Here is a 22,066-nt window from a genome sequence, read left to right on the forward strand (position 1 = left end):
CGGCACGGGGACGGTCAGGCGACGTTGAATCCCTTGTCGCGGAGGAAGTCCTCGACGCGTCCGGTGTGGTTGCCCTGGAGCTCGATGGACCCGTCCTCGACGGTGCCCCCGCAGGCGAACTTCGACTTCAGATCCGACGAGAGGCTGTCCATGTCGACGTCTTTCGGGTCGAACCCCTCGATAATCGTTACCTCCTTCCCGTATCGGCGCTCGTCGATGCGGACGCTGATCTCCTGGGAGTCCTTGGCGACGTCCTCGCAGACGCAGAGCTCCTCGGGCAGTCCACACGTGGAGCAGACCTCAGACATGCTGACCCGCGCGTTCGTCGTCGGTGGTTGACGGGCTGTGACTGAGGTCGTGCGGCGTACTCGCCTTGTGCAGCGAGCAGACTTCCGACATTACGCATCCGCCTACGAAATCGACCTATTAAACACTGTCGGGACTTCCCACGGGCGACGCCGAGCGGGCCGAACGGGCGGCCGTCGGCGACCGGCGGCGACCGCCCGCCTCGGGACTCGGCCGCTTCGGGACTCAGGCGCCGCGCCACCCGACCATCTCGTCGACGATGTCGACCGCCCGGTCGGCCTCCTCGCGGGTGACTCGGCCGGCGTACTTGGCCCGCTCGCGGACCGCCGCGACCTGCGCGGCCCGCTCGTCGGCGCCGATGGCGGCGAGGTACTGCCGGGGCGTCTCCTCGGGCCGGCGCGGGCGGTGGCGCTCGGCGAGGACGTACTCCAGGCGCTCGAAGGCCCGCTCGGCGTCGGTCTCGGGGTCGCTCGTCGGCTGGTAGCGCAGCCACACCGCCCGGTAGACCCGGCCGGTGACGCCCGACCGCCGGAGCGCGACGACCGCGCCGACCAGGACGATGACCGACAGCGCCGCCTCGGCGCGCGTGGGCGGCCGGCCGCCGAACGGCCCGGTCGCCCCCTCGTCGTCGCCCCCGCCGTCGCCGCCGCCGGTGGCGGCCACGTTCGTCGGCGGACGCGTGATCGCGGGCCCCGAGACGGTCACGTTGCCGGTGGGGCCGCGGGCGCCCGGACGGGTGATCCGGTCGGGGACGGTGACCTCGCCGGGGGCCTCCTGCGCGGGCTGGTCGGCCCGCGGGGTCAGCGGCGCCGGCGTGGCCGTCGGCGTCGGCGTCCACTCCCCGTCCCCGGTCTCGTTCGTGTCCACGTCGGTGCGGTTGTTCTCGCGGGCCTCCGCGAGTTCGCCCCGTTCGGCGCTCTCGCGGGGGCCGGCCGGCGTCGGATCGAAGCGCACCCACCCCACCTCGGGGAAGAACACCTCGACCCACGCGTGGGCGTCGTAGCCGCGGACGACCCACTCGTCCTCGGCGACGCGCTCGCCGGGCGTGTAGCCGACGGCCATCCGCGCCGGGATGTCCTGGCTCCGCAACATCGTGACCATCGTCGTCGCGAAGTACGTGCAGTAGCCGGCGTCCATCTCGAAGAGGAACTCGTCGGCGACGTTCTCCCTGGGGCGGCGCACGTCAAGCGAGTAGTTCTTGTTGTTTTCCAGCCACCGCTCCACGACCCGGGCGGTCGCGTAAGGGTTGTCCGCGCGGGCGGTGATCCGCGCGGTCCGCTCGCCGACGCGGTCGGGCGTGCTCGACGGCAGCCGCGTGTATCGCTCGGCGACCGCCGAAGGGTAGTCCGTGCCGGCCGACCGCAGGTCCCGAGCGCTCGCGACGGGGACCCGGCTTGTGACGGTGTACCCATCGCCGCTTTCGAGCGTCCCGTCGAGTTCGAACCCGTCGAGGTCGGTCACGCGCGCGTCGTCGGCCACGGCCCCGTCGAGCTCGACGGGCTTCCAGGCCGCCGGCAGGACCCCGATCTCGTCGATGGCGGTGACGGTCTGTCGGACCGCCCGGCTCTGTCCCGGCGGACCGCTGAGGCGGCCGCTGTAGGAGTGGCTACTCCCGGTGCGGATCCAGCCGTCGCCGGTGTAGCGGTCGTAGCTGCCGATCCGCCAGTACGATTCGGCGTCGCTCTCGACGCGGAACCGAACCTCCGGCGACAGCGAGAGGTTGCCCGCGATCCCCAGCTGGCTGTCGGCCCGGACGAGGTTGGCCTCGACGGTGCCGCCGCCGGGCCCGCCGGTCTGGAAGCTCGACCACGTGTCGGCGGTCCGCGAGGGGCCGGCCGGGACGACCGGCGCGACCGCCGAGAGGACGATCAGCGCCGCCAGCAGGACCGCCAGCGGCTCGGCCGCCTTCAGCGAGTCGCCCCGCCGGTCCATGTCGCCGACCGCGACGGCGACGATCCCCCCGACGACGCCCAAAAGCGTCGTCACGTTCGAGGCGTCGCCGGTCAACACGAGGAACCCGAGCGTCGCGCCGCCGGCGACGACGCTCCCGACGTAGCGCCGGCGCACCGCGAGGTACCACGTCAGGAACAGGGGGCCGGGCGAGACGCCGAGCACCCACAGGTCGACGTTGGTCACCTGCAGCAGCGACCGCCCCGTCATCAGGGCGATGGCGTCGGTCAAGAGGGGAACCAGCGGCGGCTGGCGCGGCAGGCTGAAGATGTACAGCGTCAGCCCGCCGGCCAGCAGGCCGACGGCGACGACGGTCGCCCAGCGCAGCCGCAGCGACCGCGACAGCGCCGTCGCCGCCGCCAGCGCCAGCGCCGACAGGAGGAGAAACCCGGTCGGGTCGCCCGTCACGTCGATGAAGCGGTAGAAGACCGAGCCGTAGGCCGCGATCAGTAGCCCGACCCCGCCGAGCGCGACGGCCCTGACGGGGTCGACCTCGTCGAGGTCGAACGCGGCGTCGACCGCGCGCGTCTCGGCGCTCACGACTCGACCCCCCGCGTGGTCAGCGGGTTCTCCCGGCTGACCGTGACCTCCTCGAAGTCGCGCTCGTCGCTCCCGAAGGTGACCGAGACGCCGTCGCCCGTGCTCCGGACCACCACGTCGGCGTCGGCGAGGACATCGTCGTCCAGCGCGTACGACTTGAACGGCGAGGTGAAGTCGGTGTCCGTCTCGGCGAGCGCGGCCAGCAGTCGCTGGCGGTGGCCCTCGCCCCGGCCCATCCGGACGTGGGCGTCGGGGAGCCGCAGTTCGACGGCCAGCCCGGCGTCCAGCGCCATGACCGCCACGCTGGCGGCGGCGGCCGCCATCTCGTCGATACTCCCCGCCTGCCCCGTGGCCGCGATCGTGATCTCGTCGTCCTCGACGCGGTTGTCGGCGAACTGCGTCACGTATATCTCGTCGGGCGACTTGGCCGTCGACTTCCAGTGGACGTCCCGCAGCGGGTCGCCCGGCGCGTACTCGCGGACGGAGTCGAACTCCTGGCGCTCGATGTCGGACCGTTCGAGGACGTGTTGCAGGATGACCTCCCGCCCGGCGACCTGGTAGACCGGCGGGTAGACGAGCACGTGCGTCGCCGACCCCGACCGGGTGGTCCGCTCGACCAGCCCCAGCATGTCCCGGGCCCGGATCTCCAGCGGCCCGAGCTTGTGCCGGCCCCGCTCGGCGCAGGTCAGCGTGTAGGTGAGCGTCGCCGGCAGCGACGCCTCCGTGCTCGCCCCCTCGGCGGTCAGCCCGTCGGGAACCGTCTCCGCGATCTCGGCGACGCCGCCGCCGTCGACCGCGACGCTCACCTCGCGGGTGTCGCCCGGGAAGGCGGCGGGGACGTGGTCGCGGTCGACCGTCGGCGCCGGTGTGCGCCACAACTGGACGGTCGAGGCCACCAGCGCGAGGACGGCCGGCGCGGCGACGGCGTTGAGCGCCCGGGCGCCGTAGCTTATCGCCAGCACCTCCGCTGTGACGACGACGCCCAGGACGGCGTACCCCCTTCGTGTCAGTTGCATCACTCGACGCGGACTGATTCGAGCGCGTTCTCGACGACGGCCCGCGGCGTCGTCTCGTCGGTACTCGTCCGGATGCGATGCGGGAAGACGACCTCGGCCTCCGTCTGCACGTCGTCGGGGATGACGTAGTCGCGGCCCTCCAGGATCGCCCGCCCCTGCGCGGCCCGCAGGACGGCGAGGCCGCCGCGGGGGCTGACCCCGAGTTCGGCGTGGCGGCGGGTGAACTGCGACAGCCGCGTCACGTACGCGCGGACGCTCTCCTCGACGGTCACGTTCGCGGCCGTCTCGCGGGCGCGTCGCAGGTCGTCCAGCGTCGCTACCGACTCCAGCTCCTCGATGGGGTGGTGACCGACCATCCGGTCCAGCATCTCCGTCTCCTCGTCGCGGCCGGGGTACCCCAGGCGGAGCTTCTTCATGAAGCGGTCGAGCTCGGCCATCGGCAGCTCGTAGGTGCGGTCGCGCTCGACGGTGTTCTGGGTCGCGATCACGGTGAAGGGCTGGGGGAGGCTGCGGGTCTCCCCGTCGACGGTCACCTGGTCCTCCTCCATCGCCTCCAGCAGCGCCGACTGGGTCTTCGGCGGCGCGCGGTTGATCTCGTCGCCGAGGACGACGTTGGCGAAGACGGGGCCGGGGCGGAACTCGAAGGTCTCGGTCTCTTGATTGTAGACGTTGACGCCGGTCACGTCCGACGGGAGGAGGTCGGGCGTGAACTGGACCCGCTTGAAGGATCCGTCGAACGACCGCGAGACCGCGCGGGCGAGCATCGTCTTGCCGACGCCGGGCACGTCCTCCAGCAGGATGTGTCCGCGCCCGAGCAGGGCGGTGAGGATGTGCTCTATCTCGCCGTGGTGGCCGACGATCACCTGTTCGACGTTGTCGACGACCCGCGAGACCACCGCCTGCGCGTCGTCTACGTCTTCGACCGTGCTCTCCTGGCGACCGGAGACTGGGGTGTCTGTGTCTGTCATTGGTGGCTACGGCTCCGACCCGCCGCGGCGCGGCCCGCGGTGCCGACGGCGACCGGTGGCGTGGGACGGTCCCCGCAGGTGCGTGGGACGAACCCCCACAGGGTGTTCGGTACCGTGGCTTATGGCCGGAGACAGGTAACTTTGCTGGCCGTCTCCCCGGGGAGACACCCGCGGCGCGCGCCTGCGGAGCCCCACGCGAACACGAGGTCGAGCGGGACACCGACCGCGCCGGGGCGACCGCCCGTCGCGGGGAACATCCCCGGCCGAGTGCCGCTTTGGCCCGGTCGACAGGCACCACCCCTTTCCCGCGGGGAGCCCATACTCGAGTGATGGCCACCGAGGCGACGTTCACGGTCCCGTCCGACCAGTTCCCTCTGGGTAGCGTGTTCGCGCAGCTACCGGGCGTCACGGTCGAACTGGAGCGGATCATCCCGTCCCGGGACGTCGTCATCCCCTACTTCTGGGTCCGGGGGACCGACGTCGACGACATCGAAGGCGCGTTTCGCGACCACCCCGGTGTGGAGGACATCCGCCAGGTCGACGCCGTCGCGGACCAGCACCTCCTGCGCGTCGAGTGGGCGACCGAATACGACGGCGTGCTGAGCGCGCTGGTCGAGACGAGCGTCCCGCTCATCGAGGCCGTCGGCACCAGCGAACAGTGGACGTTCGACGTTCGCGGCGACGACCGGCGGGATATCGCGGCGTTTCAGGACCGCTGTCGGGAACTGGACGTGCCGATCACCCTCACCGAACTGCACGCGCTCACCCCCATCGAATCCGACGTCGAGACTGCGCTCACCGACAAACAACGGGAGGTACTGGTCCTCGCGTACGAGCGGGGGTACTTCGATACGCCGCGGGCGGTGACGATGGAAGACCTCGGCGACGAACTCGGGGTCACACAGCAGGCGGTCGCGTCCCGTCTCCGCCGCGGGATCGAGGCGATACTCGGAACGGCCTTGGAGGGGAGCCATCCACCCGATCCCTGATAAAGGCGTTGTGTACCCAAGAGGAGGAGTCACCCGTCTCGGACAGCTACGGGAAGACAATGGTTGGGACCCACCTCGACGCGGACACAGTCATCGACCTCTGTCGGGACAAAGACCGCCGGATCGTTCTCGCCGTACTCGCGGACCGCGGGCAGCCGGAGACGCTCGACGCGCTCGCGGAGGCGGTCGTGGAACGCAACGACGACATCATCGCGACGGAGCCGTCCGACGAGACCGTCACCCGGATCAAGACATCCCTGTATCACTGCCACGTCCCGAAACTGGCGGAGGCCGGCCTCGTCACGTTCGACGCCGACCGGGAACTGGTGGAACCGAACGAGGGGATCGAACGGATCGAACCGCACCTCGCGTCGGTCGCGTCGTTCGAGCGAGAACTGTCGACGCCCGACAGTCAGTAGTTCCCGGTGTCGGACCGGCCGTGGTCCGACCGACGCCGGCGACGCGACACGCCGGCGAGCCCGCTACCACTCCTTGCAGTCGACACAGACCAGTCCGTCGTCGGCGCGCCACCGCCGGTCGACCGTCTCGCCGCAGGCCACGCAGGTCCCGCCGTCGCGGCTCCAGGCGTAGGTCGACTCGGCCGGCTCGACCGTCGACGGGTCGACGCGGACGCCCTCCTCGTCAGTGTCGGCGTCGTCGGTTTCGGTCCTATCGGTTTCGGCGCCAGCGTCACCCTCGTCGTCGGTATCGATGTCGCCGCTCACTTCGCCGTTCTCGCGGTCGGCCGCGCCCGCGCCGACCGCGTCGGCCGGCTCGTCGGACTGGTCCGGGGATTCCTCCGCGACGGTCTCCTCGCCGTCGTCGGGGTCGTCGTCGCCGAAAAAGTCGTCGAGCGACCGGTCTCCCATGCGTCGTCGTGGTCGCTCGCCCCTCTTAGCGCTGGCGACCCGGGCCGCGCGCCGACCCGCGCGAACCCGTCGATTCCGATCCGACCGCGCGCCGAGTCCGCTACGACCGCGCGTCCTCGACGGCCTCGACGAACGCCGCCGCCGACTCGCGGACGCCCTCCCAGTCCTCCCGTTCGATGGCGTCGTAGTCGACCAGCGCCGAGCCCGCGCCGACCGCGACCGCGCCGGCCTCGAAGTAGTCGGCGACGTTGTCCGTCGAGACGCCCCCGGTCGGCATGATCGGCACGTCGCCCAGCGGGCCCTGGAGCGCGCCGATGTGGCCCGGCCCCACGGTCGAGGCGGGGAACATCTTCAGCACGTCCGCGCCGGCCTCCATCGCGCGGGCGGCCTCGGTCGGCGTCATCACGCCGGGGATGCAGACGACGCCCTCGCGGTTGCACACGTCGATCACGTCCTCGTTGAGGTTGGGCGCGAGGACGAACTCCGCGCCGGCCTCGATGACGTTGCGCGCGGCCGCGGCGTCCATCACCGTCCCCGCGCCGACGATGGCGTCCGTGTCCGCCATCGCGCGGTCCACGTCCGCGATCATCTCGCTGCATCGCTTGGCGTCGGCGGTCACCTCCAGCGCCGTGACGCCGCCCTCGTGGACCGCCTCGGCGACCGGCACGATGTCGTCTTCGTCGATGCCACGCAGGACCGCGGTCACGCCGCTGTCGACGATCTGTCGCTGGATCTCGTGTTTGTCCGTCATGGCCGGACCTGCGGCCGGCGGGGCCAAAAGGGTACCCGGTCCGGTCGGGCAGCGACGCGGTGTCCGCCGCTCGCGGCCCCTCCCGCCGCTGCGGACCGCTCCCCGGCGAGCGGTTTATCTTCCGCCGATACCTAGACCGGGCATGACAGACGCGCCCGATCCGCGGACGACGATGGCCAGCGACAGCTTCCCGCGGATGCCCGGCGTCCTGCTCGTGGGGCTTCTGGTCCTCCTGCTCGTCCTCTACGTGCTGGTCGTCGGCTGACCGATCTACCGACTCCGCTCACTCCTCGGTCTCGGGTTCGTAGGGGTGGGCGATGTCCGATTTCGGCGCGCCCGTCCCCAGTACTCGCACGGACCCGTCGGCGTCCGCGGGGTTGTACGCGCGGTGGGGACTCTCGGGTTCGGCGACGAACACCTCGCCTTCCTCCACGACGAACTCCCCGTCGGGTGTTTCGACGTGCAGCGTCCCCGCGGCCACGTAGAAGGCCTCCTCGCGGCGGTCGTGGTAGTGGTAGACCCTGGGGAGCTGCTCGCCCGGTTCCATCTCGTAGGTGGCGAGGTGTAGCGCCGCGAGTTCCGCCGCGTCCGAAATTCCGCGGCGGTCGCAGGGGTAGTCCGGCGTCGGATCCAGGTCGTCGGGGTCGACGTGGTGGTAGGGCATCGTGGTTGAAACCGTCGAAGTCAGTCGTGATACGGGTTCACGGCCGTTTCGAGTCGCGTGATCCCGTCGACCGCGTCGAAGTCGTCGTCGAAGCTGTACACGTAGTCGATGCCGGTTCGGCGGGCGTACGCACAGAGGACCGAATCGGTGAACGACAGCCCGCGGTATCGGCGAAAGAGCGTTCGGCCGGTATCGAAGTCGGTCGCGGTCGTCCGGTCCAACTCGAAGTTCGGCGTCGAGAGCACGGCGTCGAACGTTTCGACTGCGGCCTCGTGGCCCGCTCTCGTGTGGAGGTAGTTCAGCACCTCCGAGAGGGCGTCGTCCGGGACCCGGACGTTCGGGAGGTCGCCGGCGTCGATCCCGTCGGTGATCGCGGCGCCGGTTTCGTGGTGCTGGTCGTTCGCCAGTCGAGCGGCGATGAACACGTTCGAATCGGCGAGCGCGGTCGCCATCAGTGGTCGCCGGCGACCGCGTCGTGGTCCTCGGCCGCGTCGGTCTCCTCGTCCAGTTCGACCGGGTCGAGCGACCCGAACGTCTCCTCGCCGCGCTCGACGACCCGGACGCTGATCGCTCCGTCCTCGTCGACGGTCCACCGGAGTCGGTCGCCCGCTTCGATCTCCGCCCGCTCGCGGACGCTCGCGGGGACCGTCGTCGAGTACCCCTCTCCGACGGTCGTCTCGTCCTCGACTGGTCGGGACATCACACCGGGGTTGGTCGCCATCGCGTAAAAAGTACGGGCTCGAGTCGAGGCTACCCCATCACGTGCAGGATCACGCCGACGGTCCCCAGCGAGGCCAGCGTCGTCGCGAAGACGTTGAGCGAGGCGAGTTGCGCGTCGCCGCCCAGTTCCGTCGCGTAGACGTACGTCGAGACGGCCGACGGCATCCCGAGCATGACGACGACGGCGGCCGCGGCGGTGGGGTCGACGGCCAGCAGGGTGAACACCACCCACGCGATGGCGGGCATCAGCCCGATCTTCGTCGCCACGACCGAGCCCGTCAGCCCGTAGTCCACGTCGGCGTCGACCACCTCCAGCGAGGCGCCGACGCAGAGCAGGGCGATGGGCAGGGCGAGCTCCGAGACGGCGCCGAGCCCGGTCGCGGCGGCGCCGGGGACGCCCACGCCGGCGGTCGAGACGGCGAGGCCGGCGACCAGGGCGAGCAGGACGGGGTTAGTGGCGACGCCGCGGACCTCGTCGGCGACCGCGGCGTCGGCGTCGTTGATCGCGATCAGCGACCCCACCGTGAGCGGCGTCTGGACGAGCACGCCGATGCCGAGGACGACGGCAGCGGTCCCGCTGGCTGCACCGCCCAGCGTCGCCTCCACGAGCGGGAGCCCGAGGAACCCGAGGTTCGAGTGATAGGACTGGACGACGGCGACGCTACGCCGACTGTGCGAGGCGCGGCGACCGTGGACCAGCCAGGCGACGGCGATCACCGTCGCAAACACCAGCAGGACGCCCCCGACCAGCGCCGGCGAGACGAGCTCGCCCAGCGCCCGGTCGTACGTCGAGGAGAAGACCAGCGCCGGCAGCGCGACGTAGAACGCGACGTCGTTGAGCCGGCCCGTCCGCCGCTCGGTCAGCAGGCCGACCCGGCGGGCGGCCAGGCCCGCGAGCAACAGCGCGAGCAGGTAGGCCAGCCGCGCGTACACCTCCATACCCGGGTGGAACCGATCGGCGCCTTTCAGGGTTCGGATCGCCGCCGAACTCGCCGGGACCTCCCGGGGGTCGCCGCGAGTCGCGGCCGCCGCCGAAAGTCCCGGCTGCCGCCCGGAGTCCCGGCCGGTACCAGGCTACCGACTCACCGCAGCGCGTCCCGGCGCTCGTCCTCCGAGAGCGCCACGTCGCCGGCCACGTGACGGCTACAGCGCTCGCACTCGTAGGAGACGCCGCCGTCGTCGTAGGTCCGGACGGCGGTGCCGAACAGGAAGAGGGCGTCCTTCTGCCGGCGCGCGATGACGGCGTCGGCGTCCTCGCCGCAGTTGGGACACCAGTCCTTGTCGGGCGCCGGCTCCTGCCACGTGATGCGGTGGCGGCCGATGGTGGCGTCCGAGTGGGCCTCCTCCTTCGAGGTCTGGATGACGGCTTCGGGCGGGACGGGGTCGGACTCGACGACGTTGTCGAAGCCGCTCTCGGCGGCGGTCGTCACCGAGACGTACGGGCCGACGCTGACGCGGTTGTCCCGGCCGACGAAGAAGACGGTGGCGTCGACGCCCCGCCCCTCGACCCGGACCTCGTTGTCCCAGCCGACGACGTAGACGGTCAGGTCGTGTTTGCCCTCGGCCACCTCGACGGTGTTTTTCGCCCCGCGGACGGCGACGCCGTCGCGCGGGTCCCGGGCGTCGCGGCTGTGGTCCCAGCCCGTGACGGTCACGTCGTAGCCCGCGGGGTCGTCGGTCGGCGTCGCGGCGCCGTCGTGGAACACCTGCTCGGCGCCCGCGGGGTCGATCGCCTCGGCGGCGCCGGCGGCCACGAACACGTCCTCGACACCCCGGACCGCAACGTCGCCGTCGACGCTCTCGACGTAGCCGTCCTCGATGTCGCCGGTGACCTCGGTCGCCACGTCGGGGTCGCTCTCGGCGGGGTCGGCCCCGCCCTCGCCGGGCGGTGTCACGTCCGTGTAGACGTACTCGGCGTCGGCCAGCCGGAGCGTGCCCGCGACGCCGTCCGGGCCGACGAACACGTCGGCGGCCCCGCGGAGCCCGACCGGCGTCTCGTGGCTACCGGCGAGGCGCACGTCCCCGGAGTAGCGCTCGGTCGTCCCGTCGGAGGTGTCGCTCATTGTCAGTTACCATCCCCCTACTGCGGGTCCCCACTTGAATCCCGGCCCACTGCCCGTCGCCGACGCCGGCCGCCCCGGCCGGCCCCGGTCGCGCCCGCCGCTCGGCTACCCCGCGAACGTTCGCCCTGGCTGAAACTATGATATAAAGATACTTATTCGATGCCCGTTGCGGTAGTTGGTATGAAGCGCAGACGCTTCGTGCGCGGCAGTGCCGGGCTGGCGGCCGGTGCGGCGCTGGCCGGGTGTCTGGGGTTCGGGGGGAGCACGTCCCCGCCGCCCCGACGGTCCAGAGTGTTCGACGACGTCGCCCTCCAGGGAACGACGCTGCAGATCGAGTTGCTGTCCGACATCGAGGTGGAGACGCGCCGGGAGAACGAGAGCAACCTCGGCGGCGGCGCCGTCGCCGGGCTCGTCCCGGTCGGGCGCGCCCGCGCGGCGAAGGGCGCCGGCGGCCGCGGCACCGGCGGCTACTCCTCGGCGCCGAAACACCCGCGCCACGGCTGGGCGGTCTGGCACGGCGGGGCCTACAGCGACGACTGGCGCGACGACCACGACGACGAGCTGCGGATGGCCGACGCGACGGTCGCGACGCTGGGCGTCGCCTACCTGGGCACCGACGACGAGTACGAGAACGACGCGCCGGGGCCCGGTCCCGGGTCGGTCTCCTGGGACGAGACCTGGGACGACCCGCAGGACGGCGCCGACCTGACGGCCGACGTGGCCGCGCTCTCGCCGGGCGACGGCGCCCGCGAGGGGTGGTACCGCGTCGGCACGGAACTGGTCTCGGCGGACGGCTCGACGAACTTCGGCTGGCAGTCCGTCGACATGGAGGTCGACAACGGCCTCGGCGACCCGCAGATGGACAAGGCCTGGTACGTCAAGCCCAGGGTGTGAGCCACTGACCGCCGATGGCCCCCGACAGCGACGACGCCCGCGGAGCGGGGGAGACACCCGCCCGACCAGCCGACGAGGAGCCGCGGCTGTCGGGTCCGCTGGTCACCGACCGGCGGCTCCTGCTCGCGCTCACGTTCGTCGTCGCGTTCTGTTCGATCGCCTACGAGCTCGTCTACTCCGAGCTTCTGACGGTGTTCTACGGCGGGACCGTCCTGCGGTACTCGATCACCATCGGCCTGTACCTGTTCTCGATGGGCGTCGGATCCTTCCTCTCGGCCCACCTCGACGACCCCGCGGGGAACTTCCTCCGGACGGAGGTGTACCTCGCGCTGGCCGGCCCCGCCGGCGCCGGGTTCATGATCGCGCTGAACGCCTTCCCGGACGCGACGCTGACCGTCGGCCGGCTCGCGCTGAAGGAGCCGCTCACGCTCGGGCTCGCCCACGTGCCGATCCTGGTCGTCGGCGTGCTCTCGGGGTTCGAGATCCCGCTGTTGAACGAGCTCGTCGAGCACCGCGAGGAGACGCTGTTCGCCGCGCTCGGCGGGATCTACCCCCGCCGGATCGTCCGCGGCGTCCTCGGCGCGTTCTTCTCGGTCACCGAGCCCGAGGGCCGGTCGTTCTCCGAGGTGCTGGGCGTCGACTACCTCGGCGGGCTCGCCGGGACGGTCGTCTACGCGCTGGTGCTGTACCCCAGCTACGGCCTCGTCGTGTCCGTGCTGGTGCTGGGCCTGCTGAACGGCGTCGCTGCCCTCGCGTTCGCCGTCTGGTCGGCCCGGGCGCCCGCCGACCGGGGCGCCGACCGGTCGGTCTCGCTGGCGCGGTGGCGCGCGGTCGTCCTCGCGGGACTCCTGCTGACGGGCACCTACGGCGGGCTGGTCGCCAACGCCGGCGCCGTCGACCGGGCGGTCACCGGCGCCTACATGGGCGACCGCATCGAGAGCGAGTACCAGCCCGGGAAAGCGGAGGTGACCGTCACCGGCTTCGAGCGCACCCGCTACCAGCGGATCACCACCTACCGCCGCGACGTGGCCGGCGACCCCGGCACGGAGACGTGTCTCCGCCTCGACAGCGCGATCCAGCTCTGCGAGAGCTGGGTCGACTCCTACCACGCCGGCCTCGTCGACGTGCCGCTGTCGGCCTACGTCGACGGCTCGGGGACCGTCCGCGCGGACCCGCGGGCGGACGCCCGTGCGTCCGTGGCTGTCGATACTGAGTCCGGTGCGGCCGGCAACGCGTCGTTCGACGTGTTGCTCGTCGGCGGCGGCGACTACATCGCCGTCGACCGCCTGCGCGACTACGGCGTCAGCGTCGACCAGGTCGACATCGACGGGGAGTTCCTCGACTACTCCCGCGAGGAGTCGGCGTTCGCCCGCTACAACGACGACGCCTACGCGTACGACCGGCTGAACACCACCGTCGGCGACGCGTACAACTACCTCCGGGGCTCCGAGAAAAACTACGACCTGATCCTGCTGGACGTGCCGGGCGCCCGCAGCGACGACGCCCTGGCGCTGTACTCGACGGAGTTCTACCGGCTGCTCCGGGACCACCTGTCCGACGACGGCGTCGTCGCCACGTGGGTCTACTCGAAGTACTGGTACGCCCAGCACCACAAGGTGTACGTCAACACCGTCCGCGAGGCCGGCTTCGACCGATACCTCCCCTACTCGGTGTACGAGGACCCCGACGGCGACGACCGGCTGGAGCGCGGCGAGCGCTTCTACCTGCTGTCGGACGGGCCGACGCCGAGCCCGAACGTCTCGCGGGCCCGCAGCGACTACCTCGACGCCGTCGCCGACCGCTACGAGGGCCTGGAGTGGCGGCGAGTCCCGGCCTACCGCGGCGTCGAGCCGAACAGCGTCTTCGACCCCAACTACGACGTGATCGTCGACCCATGACAGAGACCCTCCAGTTCGTCCACGGACCGGCTCCGCCGACCGACGACGTGCGCGTGTTCGACTCGCTGACCCGGGAGTGGCTCGGCGCCGAGTTCACCTTCCGCGTCGTCGGCAGCTCCCACTACGTCAGCGCCCCCGCCTACGGCTTCCACGAGCTGTCCACCTGCGACCCCGTCGACGCCGACGGCGCGACGACCCTCCGGCTCGACGGCCCGACGGTGCACGGTTCCGGGGGATCGGACCCCGCTGCCGACGAGGGTCGCCGCCGCCTCACCTACACAGCCGACGGCCTCCGCTGTGCGACGCTCGTCGAGCGGCGCCCGCTCGCGGCGTTTCCTGCCGAGGCGGCGTTCGACCTCTCCTATCGGTTCGGCGAGGACGCCTACACCACGGTCGAGGTCGGCGCCGACGGCTACGAGACCTACCACACCTACCCCGAGTTCGACCTCGCGCTCTTCACGCGGACGACCTTCGAGTCCGTTCCCGGCGGCGCGGTCGCGGAGGCGCTCGACGGCGACGCGCACGCGGACCGGACCGGCCAGCCGACGGACTGAGCGGCGTGGGACCGGCCCGGCCAGCCCGCGGACTGACCCGTCCCCGAGGACCCGCCAGCGTCAGCAATATTTATGTTCCGGGCATCTCCTGTGAGAAAGTATGACAGATAGAGGGGACGGGAGCCCGGACTCCGGCGCGGTCGAGGCCCCCGGAGCGGCCGCGGACGCCGGACAAGCGGGGGACGGTCCGGCGGCGGCCGCCGCGGTCCTGCACCTCTCGCCCGACGAGCGAGCCGAGCGGGGGGTCGACGACGACGACGTGCGCGAGGCGTTCCTGACGGTCGTCCGCGAGGGCGACGCCGAGGCGAAGGACCTGCGGGGCGTCGAACTCCCCGCCATCGAACTGGACCGGCTGACCGTCGAGGGGGCCGACCGCCACCCGGTCGACCTCCGGGGCGCGACCGTCGAGTCGCTGTCGGCGACGTTCGCGACGGTCCGCCTGCCGATCCGTCTGGACGAGGCGACGCTCGGCGACGTGACCCTCGACGAGGCCCACGTCGAGGAGGCAATCTTGGCCGACGGCGCGACCGTGACCGGCGACTTCGAGGCGTTCGAGGCGACGTTCGCCGGCGACGTGGAGTTCGAGGGCGCGACCTTCGAGGGGCGGTTCGACGTCGACGAGTCGACGTTCACGAACGACGTGAGCTTCGACGGCGCGACCTTCGAGGGGGTCGCGGAGGCCCGCGGCGCCGAGTTCTACGGCGCCTCGAACCTGCTCGACGACAACACCAGCTTCACCGGCGCGACGTTCGCGGACCTGGCGGACTTCCGGCAGACGACGTTCGGCTTCACCCACTTCGAGCGGGCGACCTTCGCCGGCGAGGCGGACTTCCAGGAGGCCCGCTTCGACGGCGACGCCGAGTTCGACGAGGCCGTCTTCGAGGGGTTCGCGGACTTCGACGAGGCGCGCTTCGACGGCGACACCGGGTTCGCCGACGTGGCCTTCGAGGGGGACGCCGACTTCCGCGGGGCGGCCTTCTCCGGCCGCGAGCGCGCGCTCGACGAGGACGTGACCTTCGAGCGCTCGACGTTCGCCGGCGACGTCGACTTCCGCCACGCCCGCTTCCGGTTCGTCTCCTTCGGGGAGGTGGCCTTCGAGGGCGTCGCGCACTTCGAGGAGGCGGAGTTCGACGCCGACGCGACGTTCGCCGGCGCGACGTTCGCGGCCGAGGCCGACTTCGACGAGACGCGCTTCCGCGAGGACGCCGACTTCTCCGGCGTCGAGTTCACTGCCCGCGCCGTCTTCCGCGGCGCGGAGTTCTCCGGCGGCGCGAACTTCCTGGAGGACGACCTGACCTTCGAGGCGGCCCACTTCGGCGCCGACGCCGACTTCCACAACGCCGAGATCACGTCGGCGAACTTCGTCGACACGGCCTTCGGCGGGGAGATCGACTTCAGCGGCGCACGGTTCTCCGAGCGCATCGACTTCGAGGCCAGCCAGGTCGAGGGCGACGCCTGGGTCGATTTCACCCGCGCGAAGATCAGGAGCGGCGAGATCGCCCAGCCCGCCGACGACTGGGTGCGCTACGACCTGACGCTCGCGAGCCTCGGCGACGTTGACCTGGTCGCCGCCGACGGGGACCACCGGCGCCTGCTGGACTTCTTCCGCTTTTGCCGCACGGAGTTCACCGAGTTCGACGGCCACGAGTTCGACTTCAGCGGCCACCGGCAGTACCTCGACCGCAACGCCTGGGCCATCCACGAGTTCCACGAGCCGCCCGACGCCGACCCCGACTACGCCCTGGAGATGACCCCCGAGGTGATCGAGACCACCTACCTCAAGGCCAAACAGAGCGCCGCCGCCGTCGGCGACATGAAGGTCGCCGGGGAGTTCCGCGTCAAGCGCCAGCAGTTCAGCCGAAAGGAGAACCTGCGAGTCGTCCGCGACAGTTCTCAGGATCTGTGGACCCGCGTGAAAAACTTCGGTCGCGCGGCGGAGAACTACTTCCTCGGGGTCACCTGCGGCCACGGGATGCGACCCATCCGGATCGGCTTCGCGTTCGTCCTCGCGCCGCTGCTGTACGTGCCCCTCTACGCGTTCGGCGGCGGCCCGTTCCGGACCGCCGCGGGCCAGCTCTCCGCCGCCGAGGCGTTCACGGCGGAGGGGCTGGCCACCCTGTTCGAGGTCGCGCGGTTCAGCTACATCTCCTACACCACCATCGGCTACGGCTTCCTCGGCCCGGAGGGGCGGGCCGCGGAGGTGCTGGCCGCCAGCGAGGCGTACCTCAGCGTCGTCCTCTCGGCGCTTCTGGTCTACGCGCTGGTCAAGCGCTCGGAGATGTGACGCTCAGTTCCGGGCGACGAACACCGTCCGGCGGTCGTCGGGTCCGTAGCCGTCGCGGGTCTCGACGGCGAGTCCCTCGGCGTCGAGCGCGTCCGCGACCTCCCGGTCGTCGAACGGCGTCATCGGCCGGCTGTTCGTGAACACCTCGCCGTCCTCGGTGAACGCGACCGACACCCACTCCAGCCGGTCGTCCGCCCGCGACTGCATCTGCGCCACCCGGACGTAGCGGCCGCCGTCGTACTCGCCGACGTGGTACGCGGGGTCGTTGCCCCCGGGCGGGAGCGGCGAGTTGTCGAAGACGAGGACGCCGTCCGGCGCGAGGCGGTCGGCCAGCGCCGCCACCGCCGGACCGAGCGCGTCGGGCGGCAGGTGGTTGACCACGCCCCCGATGGCGACGACGGCGTCGAATCGCCCGTCGACGGCGAGGTCGGGGAGCGCGCCCCGGTGGAACGTGACCTCGTCGCCGCACTTCTCGCGTGCGCAGTCGAGCATTCCTTCGTGGGGGTCGACCCCGGTCACGTCGAACCCGGCCGCGGCGAACCGGCGGGCGTGCTCGCCCGTCCCGCAACCCACGTCCAGGACGGACGGGTCGCTCGCGGCCACCCGCTCGTCGACGAACGCGGCGTCCCGGTCGTAGTCCCACCCGCGCTGGATCGCGTCGTACAGGTCCGGGTGTTCAGTGTACAGGCGCTCGGTCATCGCGTCGCTCGTCGGCCCGCTCGGCGGTAGTCGTTTCGCCGTTCGCGTTCGGGTCGTGTCCTCTGCAGGGGTCGTCCGCTCGTTTCCCCCGGCCGCCCCTCACAGCAGTTCCGCGACGAACTCGCGGCAGTCGCGCTCGACCTCCTCGGCGGTCTCCGGCGTGACCCAGTCGGACACCCAGGTCATGTTCGCAGCGAGGAACACCAGCAGGTGGAGCCGGCGCCGCGACTCGAAGCCGCCGTCGGACGGGAGCCCGGCGGCCCCGTCGTACCCCTCGTACAGCGCGGTCCGGACGCGCTCGCGCCGCTTCGAGTCGAGCGAGTCCGTGCCGCAAAAGCCGTGTTCGGCGCAGACGAGTTCGTACTCCGGGTGGGCCGTCCGGACCAGGCCCCAGTCGAGCAGCCCCGTCACCGTCCGCGACTCGCGGTCGACGGCCATGTTCGCCGGGTGGTGGTCGATCCGGGCGAGCACTGGTGACCCCGAGAGGTCGAGACGCCGCTGGCGTCGGTCGATCGCCGCTCGGAGGTCGGGTACGATATCGTCGAACCGGCCGTCCGCGAGTCCGTCGAGCATCCGCTCGGCCGTCGCCGCCAGTTGCGCTTCCCACGAATCGCGCGGGTCGTCGAGCGCCAGCCCGTACTCCCGGGCGAGCGGTCGCGTTCCGCCTGCGTCGGACGGATCGACGCGCTCGGCGTCGACGACCGGGCCGTAGCCGTCGAACGCGTCGAGGTCGTGGACCTCGCCGAGCGCACGACCGACCTGCCGAGCGTACGCGACCATCTCGTCGTCGGGGATCGACGCGTCCGCGGGCAGCGGGTCGCCGCCGACCCGCTCCATGAGGAAGAGGGGAGTCGGCAGGTCCGCGCGGTCGCCGACGACGCCGTACACCGCCGGAACGGGGACGGCCGTTTCGGCGCCGAGCAGGCGGAGGAGCTTCGCCTCGGCCGCGAGGTTCCCGCCCCCGTTCTCCTCGTCGGTCGCCTTGAGGACGCACTCGCGGACGCCGTCGCCCGTCTCGACCGTCACCGCGACCGTCTCGTTGCCGCCGTCGTCGATCGCGGTCGCCTCACGGGTCGTCCAGTCGCCGTCGACGGCGGCGACCATCCGCTCGACCGCCGACCTCGCCTCCTCGTCCAGCCCGTCCACCTGTTCGTCTGTAGTCACGTGCCGACCGATTTCTCGCTGGCGGATAAGTCTTGGCGCACGATTCGACCCGGCATTTACGTCTGTACGCGTGCGATTAGTGGAGTGATGGCGACGACGATTTCACTCGACGAGGAGGCGTACGAGCGCCTCGTAGCGGAAAAACGTGAGGGGGAGAGCTTTAGCGACGTGGTGAAGCGACTGACCGGCGAGCGCTCCTGGCGCGAAGTCGCGGGTATCTGGGACGACGAGATCGACGACATCGCGGCGGCGATCGAAGCGGGAAGGGGTCGAGCCGACGATCGATAGCGAGCGTTTCGAACCGGCGATCTCGCTCAGTGCCCGCGGTCGTGCGGGTTCAACTCGGTCCCGTACTTGTCGGCGTGGTCGGTGTAGTCGATGAACCGGGGCGCGTCGGGGTCGAACGGCCGCTCCAGCGAGTCGAAGGCCTTCTTCTTGTCCCACGACTGCAGGCCGCCGACGGCCGACCGGTCTTCGAGGTCGTGGTAGTCCAGGTCCTCCTTGGTGAGGTTCCAGGCGTCCAGCCCCTGCTCGGTGCGGACGATGACGCTGGAGTACTCGTCGCTGGAGCCGACGGAGCCGACGGTCAGGTCGGCGCAGTAGCCGGTGAAGTCCGCGCACTCGTCACAGCCCTTCAGGGCGGCGTCGTGGAACTCCTCGACGTCCTCGTCGACGATGAGTTCGCCCTCGTGGTCGTAGGCCATCATCCGGCCGTCGAGCACGTCCATCTTGCCGACGTTATCGAGGTCGATGTCCCGCTCCTCCTCGAGTTTCTCGCCCATCAGCTTCTGGTAGTTGAAGTTCTTCGTACACATCAGGGCGATGGCGTAGTCGATCGAGCGGACGCCGTCCTCCTGGCTGGCGTAGTCCCACTCGAAGTCCTGCAGGGCGCGGATGCCCTCGATCTCGCAGGGCGTGCCGACCAGCGCCAGGGAGGCCTCCTCGACGGGCACGTCGAGCTTGTGCTCCCACTGGGAGAGGTTCAGGTTCCCGAGGGCCATCGTCTGGTTGTAGAAGCTCCCGGCGTTCTCGATGCACTCCTCGGGCGTCGTGGCGAGGAACGACTCGGCCTTCCAGGGCTCGTCGTCGCTCTCGGTGGCGATGAGCGCGCCGTCGATCTCGCCCTCGTCCAGGAGTTTGCAGAGCACTGCCGTCACGAGGCCGCCGTCCTGCGCGTTCTCGCGCCAGTCGTCCTCGACCTTCGCGGAGAACTCGGTGATGGGGTCGCCGGCGCCCTTGACGTTGTCGTCGCCGCCGGTGATCTTCCACTGGCGCTCGTAGCGCAGGCCGCCCCGCGGGCAGAAGTCCCAGCACAGCGAACAGCCCGTGCACATCTTGACGAGTTCGGGCAGGCCGTCGTCGCCGATGCCGATCGAATCGGAGGGGCAGGAGGCGACGCAGGTACCACACTGGATGCAGCGGCCGTCGTCGATGACCGCCTCGTCCAGCTCCATGAACCACGTCTTGTCGTCGGGCGTCTCGATGTCGTTCATCTGCGACCGGATCTCGTAGGAGGGCGTGTCGAGCGCCAGTTCCTCCTCGCCGGGCCGCTGGACCCGCTGGTCGGCCGGCGTCTCGTAGACGTCCTGGCTCTTGCCCTCCGCCGGCTCGGTGAACTCCACGTCGCGGAGCTTGCCGTGCTCGTCGACGTTCGCCGGCGTGGCGCCACCGTCGGGAACAGCCGGCGAGCCGCCGGAGTGCCCGTCGGCGGCGCCGTGGGCGTGGCCGCCCCCGCTACCGCCACAGCCGCAGGAACTCCCGCAGCCGCAGTCGTCCCCGTCGTCGCTCCGGCCGGTGTCGGGGACGCCCGGCATGGGGCCGTCGCGGCCGCCCGGGGTCCCGCCGTCCGTCACGAGTCGCTCGTCGTCCAGTTCGAACGCCGCCCCGTCGTCCGTCCCGCGGTCGTGCTCTGCGAGTTCCGGCGCGGCGTCGGCGGGCGCGACCCCGTCGGGGTCGGCCCGCGCGTCGTCGGGCGCGCGGTCGCGCTCGCGGCGATCCCGTCGGCGGTTCCGCCCGTCAGTCCCCATGGGCGACACCTCCCGAGACGTTGGCGTCGGCCCGCTGCATGATCTTCCGCAGGCGGTTGTTGCCGACGCGGCGGGTCCACTCGTAGAACCGTTCGCCCTCGTCGCGCTCGTCGACGTAGGCCTCGAACAGCTGTTCGATGGCCGGGATCACCGCCTGGGCGGGCACGGCGTTCTCGACCCAGTCGAGGAACTCGTTGTCCGAGCCGAGCGAGCCGCCGAGGCCGAAGTCCATCCCCTCGACGATGTTGTCGCCCTCCTCGTTGGTCGTCGTCTCGGGGTCGTCGACGTTGACCGTCTCGCCGCGGAAGCCGATGTCGGCGATCTGCGGCTGGGCACAGGAGGCCGAACAGCCGGACATATGCATCCGCACCACGTCCAGGTCGTCGGGCGTGTCGATGCGGCGGTCGAGCGCCTTGGCCCAGCGGTACACCCGATTCTTGGTCTCGATGATGCCGTAGTTGCAGAACTCCGAGCCGGTGCAGCCGACCGCACCGCGGGAGAACGGGCCGGGGTCGGGCTCGTACTTGCGGGCGAACGGCTCGTTCAGCAGGTCGCCGACGTTCTCGGCGGGGATGTGGGTGATCAGGAAGTTCTGGTCGGTGGCGAGTCTGATGGAGGCCTCGTCGGTGCCGTACTTCTTCGCGGCGCGGGCGGCCTCTGCGAACTCGTCGCCGCCCATCCGGCCCGCGATGACGTTGAAGCCGACGTACTTGAGGCCCTCGCCCTTCTGGTCGTGGACGCCGACGTGGTCGCCGGTGTACCCCTCCGTCAGGTCCGTGCCGGCCGTCGGCAGGTCGACCTCGCAGCGCCGGCGGACGGCCCGTTCGAACTCGTCGGTGCCGAGCTGTTCGACAAGGTATCGCATCCGGCAGACGCCGCGGTTGTTGCGGTCCCCGAGTTCCTTGAACGTCTGGGCGATGGCGCGGCAGAACTCGACGGCGTCGCCCGGCGGGACGAACACGTCCATCTGCGTGGCCATCCGCGGGCCGTCCGAGAGACCGCCGCCGACCCTGCAGTGGAAGCCGTAGATCTCCTCGCCGTCCACTTCCTTCCGGGCCGGGGTCATCCCCACGTCGTTGATCTGCGACTGGCCGCAGTCGTGTTTGCAGCCCGTGATGGTCATCTTGAACTTCCGCGGGAGGTTGGCGTACTCGCGGTTGCCGGTGAAGTAGTCCGAGACGGCGTCGATGACCGGCTGGGCGTCGAAGCACTCGTGGCCGTCCAGTCCCGCCGCGGGACAGCCCAGGACGTTGCGCGCGCCGTCGCCGCAGCCCTGGACGGTCGTCAGCCCGACCTCCTCGTAGGTCTCCCAGATGTCGGGCACGTCCTCGACCCGGATCCAGTGTTTCTGGATGTCCTGTCGGGTCGTGATGTCCATGAACGCGTCGCCCCAGATGTCGTTCTGCTCCTCGCCGCCGTACTCCTCGGGCGCGACGGCGTACTCCTCGGCGACCTCGCCGATGACCTCGGCCTGCTCGGGCGTCAGGTAGCCGCCGGGGACCTTCGTCCGCATCATGAAGTAGCCCTGCTTGCGGCCGTGGGAGTACAGCCCGGCCCACTTGAGCCGCTCCCACTCGCCGTCGCCGGCTCGCTCCTCGATCTCGTCGAACGACAGCCCCTCCTCGGCGTACTCGGCGACGTCCTCGATCACGTCCAGCGGGTGTTTCTCCTGTTTGTGCTGCTCGACCGTGTTCATGTCCGATCCCCCCG

The 22,066-nt window shown here is 71.0% G+C and carries 23 protein-coding genes; 8 read left to right on the forward strand and 15 right to left on the reverse strand.

Annotation, left to right across the window (positions count from 1 at the left end):
- Positions 1-14: 14 nt before the first annotated feature.
- From yciH to ACMGFI_RS18010, 4 genes are all read right to left on the reverse strand, one after another.
- On the reverse strand, positions 15-308 hold the full coding sequence (yciH, locus tag ACMGFI_RS17995) for a stress response translation initiation inhibitor YciH (RefSeq protein WP_436911377.1): 294 nt from the start codon (positions 306-308) through the stop codon (positions 15-17).
- Between the two features lie 223 nt (positions 309-531).
- Entirely contained in the window at positions 532-2,796 is a 2,265-nt protein-coding gene (locus ACMGFI_RS18000) for a transglutaminase TgpA family protein (protein ID WP_436911378.1), read from the reverse strand.
- Positions 2,793-3,812 (reverse strand): DUF58 domain-containing protein, encoded by a 1,020-nt coding sequence (locus ACMGFI_RS18005; RefSeq protein ID WP_436911380.1) that lies wholly within the window; start codon positions 3,810-3,812, stop codon positions 2,793-2,795. Before ACMGFI_RS18005 ends, ACMGFI_RS18000 begins: the two co-directional genes overlap by 4 nt.
- A complete protein-coding gene (locus ACMGFI_RS18010; protein WP_436911381.1) occupies positions 3,812-4,780 on the reverse strand; it encodes an AAA family ATPase in 969 nt (322 codons plus the stop codon). Before ACMGFI_RS18010 ends, ACMGFI_RS18005 begins: the two co-directional genes overlap by 1 nt.
- Positions 4,781-5,109: 329 nt before the next feature.
- Between ACMGFI_RS18010 and ACMGFI_RS18015 the strand changes: the two genes are divergently transcribed.
- Together ACMGFI_RS18015 and ACMGFI_RS18020 are read left to right on the forward strand one after the other, a co-directional pair.
- Complete coding sequence (locus ACMGFI_RS18015; protein ID WP_436911384.1) at positions 5,110-5,769, forward strand: helix-turn-helix domain-containing protein; 660 nt, start codon at positions 5,110-5,112, stop codon at positions 5,767-5,769.
- 59 nt (positions 5,770-5,828) lie between these two features.
- Positions 5,829-6,188 (forward strand): DUF7344 domain-containing protein, encoded by a 360-nt coding sequence (locus ACMGFI_RS18020; RefSeq protein WP_436911385.1) that lies wholly within the window; start codon positions 5,829-5,831, stop codon positions 6,186-6,188.
- Positions 6,189-6,251: 63 nt separating this feature from the next.
- Here ACMGFI_RS18020 and ACMGFI_RS18025 read toward each other — a convergent pair whose 3' ends face one another.
- Together ACMGFI_RS18025 and ACMGFI_RS18030 are read right to left on the reverse strand one after the other, a co-directional pair.
- Positions 6,252-6,638 carry a DUF7573 domain-containing protein gene (locus tag ACMGFI_RS18025; RefSeq protein ID WP_436911387.1) on the reverse strand — a complete coding sequence of 129 codons (387 nt, stop codon included), beginning with the start codon at positions 6,636-6,638 and terminating at the stop codon, positions 6,252-6,254.
- A 100-nt stretch (positions 6,639-6,738) separates the two neighbouring features.
- Complete coding sequence (locus ACMGFI_RS18030) at positions 6,739-7,389, reverse strand: bifunctional 4-hydroxy-2-oxoglutarate aldolase/2-dehydro-3-deoxy-phosphogluconate aldolase (protein WP_436911388.1); 651 nt, start codon at positions 7,387-7,389, stop codon at positions 6,739-6,741.
- A gap of 142 nt (positions 7,390-7,531) precedes the next feature.
- Between ACMGFI_RS18030 and ACMGFI_RS18035 the strand changes: the two genes are divergently transcribed.
- Entirely contained in the window at positions 7,532-7,654 is a 123-nt protein-coding gene (locus ACMGFI_RS18035; protein ID WP_436911390.1) for a hypothetical protein, read from the forward strand.
- An 18-nt stretch (positions 7,655-7,672) separates the two neighbouring features.
- Here ACMGFI_RS18035 and ACMGFI_RS18040 read toward each other — a convergent pair whose 3' ends face one another.
- The 5 genes from ACMGFI_RS18040 to ACMGFI_RS18060 all read right to left on the reverse strand — a co-directional run bounded on the left by ACMGFI_RS18040 (position 7,673) and on the right by ACMGFI_RS18060 (position 10,836).
- Positions 7,673-8,053 carry a cupin domain-containing protein gene (locus ACMGFI_RS18040; RefSeq protein WP_436911391.1) on the reverse strand — a complete coding sequence of 127 codons (381 nt, stop codon included), beginning with the start codon at positions 8,051-8,053 and terminating at the stop codon, positions 7,673-7,675.
- 20 nt (positions 8,054-8,073) lie between these two features.
- Positions 8,074-8,505 (reverse strand): type II toxin-antitoxin system VapC family toxin, encoded by a 432-nt coding sequence (locus tag ACMGFI_RS18045; protein WP_436911392.1) that lies wholly within the window; start codon positions 8,503-8,505, stop codon positions 8,074-8,076.
- Entirely contained in the window at positions 8,505-8,753 is a 249-nt protein-coding gene (locus tag ACMGFI_RS18050) for an AbrB/MazE/SpoVT family DNA-binding domain-containing protein (protein ID WP_436911394.1), read from the reverse strand. The genes ACMGFI_RS18045 and ACMGFI_RS18050 overlap by 1 nt, the downstream gene beginning before the upstream one ends.
- A 50-nt stretch (positions 8,754-8,803) precedes the next feature.
- On the reverse strand, positions 8,804-9,712 hold the full coding sequence (locus ACMGFI_RS18055) for an AEC family transporter (protein WP_436911395.1): 909 nt from the start codon (positions 9,710-9,712) through the stop codon (positions 8,804-8,806).
- Positions 9,713-9,855: 143 nt separating this feature from the next.
- Positions 9,856-10,836, reverse strand: coding sequence for a DUF8108 domain-containing protein (locus tag ACMGFI_RS18060; RefSeq protein ID WP_436911397.1), 981 nt, complete (start codon positions 10,834-10,836; stop codon positions 9,856-9,858).
- A 180-nt stretch (positions 10,837-11,016) separates the two neighbouring features.
- Between ACMGFI_RS18060 and ACMGFI_RS18065 the strand changes: the two genes are divergently transcribed.
- The 4 genes from ACMGFI_RS18065 to ACMGFI_RS18080 all read left to right on the forward strand — a co-directional run bounded on the left by ACMGFI_RS18065 (position 11,017) and on the right by ACMGFI_RS18080 (position 16,466).
- Complete coding sequence (locus ACMGFI_RS18065) at positions 11,017-11,730, forward strand: hypothetical protein (protein WP_436911398.1); 714 nt, start codon at positions 11,017-11,019, stop codon at positions 11,728-11,730.
- 14 nt (positions 11,731-11,744) lie between these two features.
- Positions 11,745-13,628 carry a spermidine synthase gene (locus ACMGFI_RS18070; protein ID WP_436911399.1) on the forward strand — a complete coding sequence of 628 codons (1,884 nt, stop codon included), beginning with the start codon at positions 11,745-11,747 and terminating at the stop codon, positions 13,626-13,628.
- The gene (locus tag ACMGFI_RS18075; RefSeq protein ID WP_436911401.1) at positions 13,625-14,182 is read left to right on the forward strand and encodes a DUF2617 family protein; all 558 of its coding nucleotides are present in this window, start codon (positions 13,625-13,627) and stop codon (positions 14,180-14,182) included. The genes ACMGFI_RS18070 and ACMGFI_RS18075 overlap by 4 nt, the downstream gene beginning before the upstream one ends.
- Positions 14,183-14,282: 100 nt before the next feature.
- The gene (locus ACMGFI_RS18080; protein ID WP_436911402.1) at positions 14,283-16,466 is read left to right on the forward strand and encodes a pentapeptide repeat-containing protein; all 2,184 of its coding nucleotides are present in this window, start codon (positions 14,283-14,285) and stop codon (positions 16,464-16,466) included.
- 3 nt (positions 16,467-16,469) lie between these two features.
- On the opposite strand, the gene ACMGFI_RS18085 is transcribed toward ACMGFI_RS18080, so the two are convergent.
- Both ACMGFI_RS18085 and ACMGFI_RS18090 read right to left on the reverse strand, forming a co-directional pair.
- Complete coding sequence (locus ACMGFI_RS18085) at positions 16,470-17,165, reverse strand: class I SAM-dependent methyltransferase (protein ID WP_436911404.1); 696 nt, start codon at positions 17,163-17,165, stop codon at positions 16,470-16,472.
- A 99-nt stretch (positions 17,166-17,264) separates the two neighbouring features.
- Positions 17,265-18,329 carry a phosphotransferase family protein gene (locus ACMGFI_RS18090; protein ID WP_436911406.1) on the reverse strand — a complete coding sequence of 355 codons (1,065 nt, stop codon included), beginning with the start codon at positions 18,327-18,329 and terminating at the stop codon, positions 17,265-17,267.
- 87 nt (positions 18,330-18,416) lie between these two features.
- Between ACMGFI_RS18090 and ACMGFI_RS18095 the strand changes: the two genes are divergently transcribed.
- Complete coding sequence (locus ACMGFI_RS18095; RefSeq protein WP_436911407.1) at positions 18,417-18,617, forward strand: antitoxin VapB family protein; 201 nt, start codon at positions 18,417-18,419, stop codon at positions 18,615-18,617.
- 26 nt (positions 18,618-18,643) lie between these two features.
- Here ACMGFI_RS18095 and ACMGFI_RS18100 read toward each other — a convergent pair whose 3' ends face one another.
- Positions 18,644-20,356, reverse strand: coding sequence for a Coenzyme F420 hydrogenase/dehydrogenase, beta subunit C-terminal domain (locus ACMGFI_RS18100; protein WP_436911409.1), 1,713 nt, complete (start codon positions 20,354-20,356; stop codon positions 18,644-18,646).
- A complete protein-coding gene (locus tag ACMGFI_RS18105; protein ID WP_436911411.1) occupies positions 20,346-22,052 on the reverse strand; it encodes a nitrite/sulfite reductase in 1,707 nt (568 codons plus the stop codon). The genes ACMGFI_RS18100 and ACMGFI_RS18105 overlap by 11 nt, the downstream gene beginning before the upstream one ends.
- Positions 22,053-22,066 lie beyond the last annotated feature (14 nt).

The organism is Halosimplex marinum (genome assembly GCF_051414075.1).
Taxonomy (GTDB): Archaea; Halobacteriota; Halobacteria; order Halobacteriales; family Haloarculaceae; genus Halosimplex; species Halosimplex marinum.

Excerpts from the sequence above, each read along its gene's own strand:
- ACMGFI_RS18055 (WP_436911395.1), bottom strand. The coding sequence starts at position 9,712 with ATGGAGGTGTACGCGCGGCTGGCCTACCTGCTCGCGCTGTTGCTCGCG.
- ACMGFI_RS18060 (WP_436911397.1), bottom strand. The coding sequence starts at position 10,836 with ATGAGCGACACCTCCGACGGGACGACCGAGCGCTACTCCGGGGACGTG.
- ACMGFI_RS18015 (WP_436911384.1), top strand. The coding sequence starts at position 5,110 with ATGGCCACCGAGGCGACGTTCACGGTCCCGTCCGACCAGTTCCCTCTG.
- ACMGFI_RS18030 (WP_436911388.1), bottom strand. The coding sequence starts at position 7,389 with ATGACGGACAAACACGAGATCCAGCGACAGATCGTCGACAGCGGCGTG.
- ACMGFI_RS18095 (WP_436911407.1), top strand. The coding sequence starts at position 18,417 with ATGGCGACGACGATTTCACTCGACGAGGAGGCGTACGAGCGCCTCGTA.
- ACMGFI_RS18050 (WP_436911394.1), bottom strand. The coding sequence starts at position 8,753 with ATGTCCCGACCAGTCGAGGACGAGACGACCGTCGGAGAGGGGTACTCG.
- ACMGFI_RS18075 (WP_436911401.1), top strand. The coding sequence starts at position 13,625 with ATGACAGAGACCCTCCAGTTCGTCCACGGACCGGCTCCGCCGACCGAC.
- ACMGFI_RS18105 (WP_436911411.1), bottom strand. The coding sequence starts at position 22,052 with ATGAACACGGTCGAGCAGCACAAACAGGAGAAACACCCGCTGGACGTG.
- yciH (WP_436911377.1), bottom strand. The coding sequence starts at position 308 with ATGTCTGAGGTCTGCTCCACGTGTGGACTGCCCGAGGAGCTCTGCGTC.
- ACMGFI_RS18010 (WP_436911381.1), bottom strand. The coding sequence starts at position 4,780 with ATGACAGACACAGACACCCCAGTCTCCGGTCGCCAGGAGAGCACGGTC.
- ACMGFI_RS18045 (WP_436911392.1), bottom strand. The coding sequence starts at position 8,505 with ATGGCGACCGCGCTCGCCGATTCGAACGTGTTCATCGCCGCTCGACTG.
- ACMGFI_RS18005 (WP_436911380.1), bottom strand. The coding sequence starts at position 3,812 with ATGCAACTGACACGAAGGGGGTACGCCGTCCTGGGCGTCGTCGTCACA.
- ACMGFI_RS18040 (WP_436911391.1), bottom strand. The coding sequence starts at position 8,053 with ATGCCCTACCACCACGTCGACCCCGACGACCTGGATCCGACGCCGGAC.
- ACMGFI_RS18085 (WP_436911404.1), bottom strand. The coding sequence starts at position 17,165 with ATGACCGAGCGCCTGTACACTGAACACCCGGACCTGTACGACGCGATC.
- ACMGFI_RS18025 (WP_436911387.1), bottom strand. The coding sequence starts at position 6,638 with ATGGGAGACCGGTCGCTCGACGACTTTTTCGGCGACGACGACCCCGAC.
- ACMGFI_RS18020 (WP_436911385.1), top strand. The coding sequence starts at position 5,829 with ATGGTTGGGACCCACCTCGACGCGGACACAGTCATCGACCTCTGTCGG.
- ACMGFI_RS18100 (WP_436911409.1), bottom strand. The coding sequence starts at position 20,356 with ATGGGGACTGACGGGCGGAACCGCCGACGGGATCGCCGCGAGCGCGAC.
- ACMGFI_RS18035 (WP_436911390.1), top strand. The coding sequence starts at position 7,532 with ATGACAGACGCGCCCGATCCGCGGACGACGATGGCCAGCGACAGCTTC.
- ACMGFI_RS18065 (WP_436911398.1), top strand. The coding sequence starts at position 11,017 with ATGAAGCGCAGACGCTTCGTGCGCGGCAGTGCCGGGCTGGCGGCCGGT.
- ACMGFI_RS18080 (WP_436911402.1), top strand. The coding sequence starts at position 14,283 with ATGACAGATAGAGGGGACGGGAGCCCGGACTCCGGCGCGGTCGAGGCC.
- ACMGFI_RS18070 (WP_436911399.1), top strand. The coding sequence starts at position 11,745 with ATGGCCCCCGACAGCGACGACGCCCGCGGAGCGGGGGAGACACCCGCC.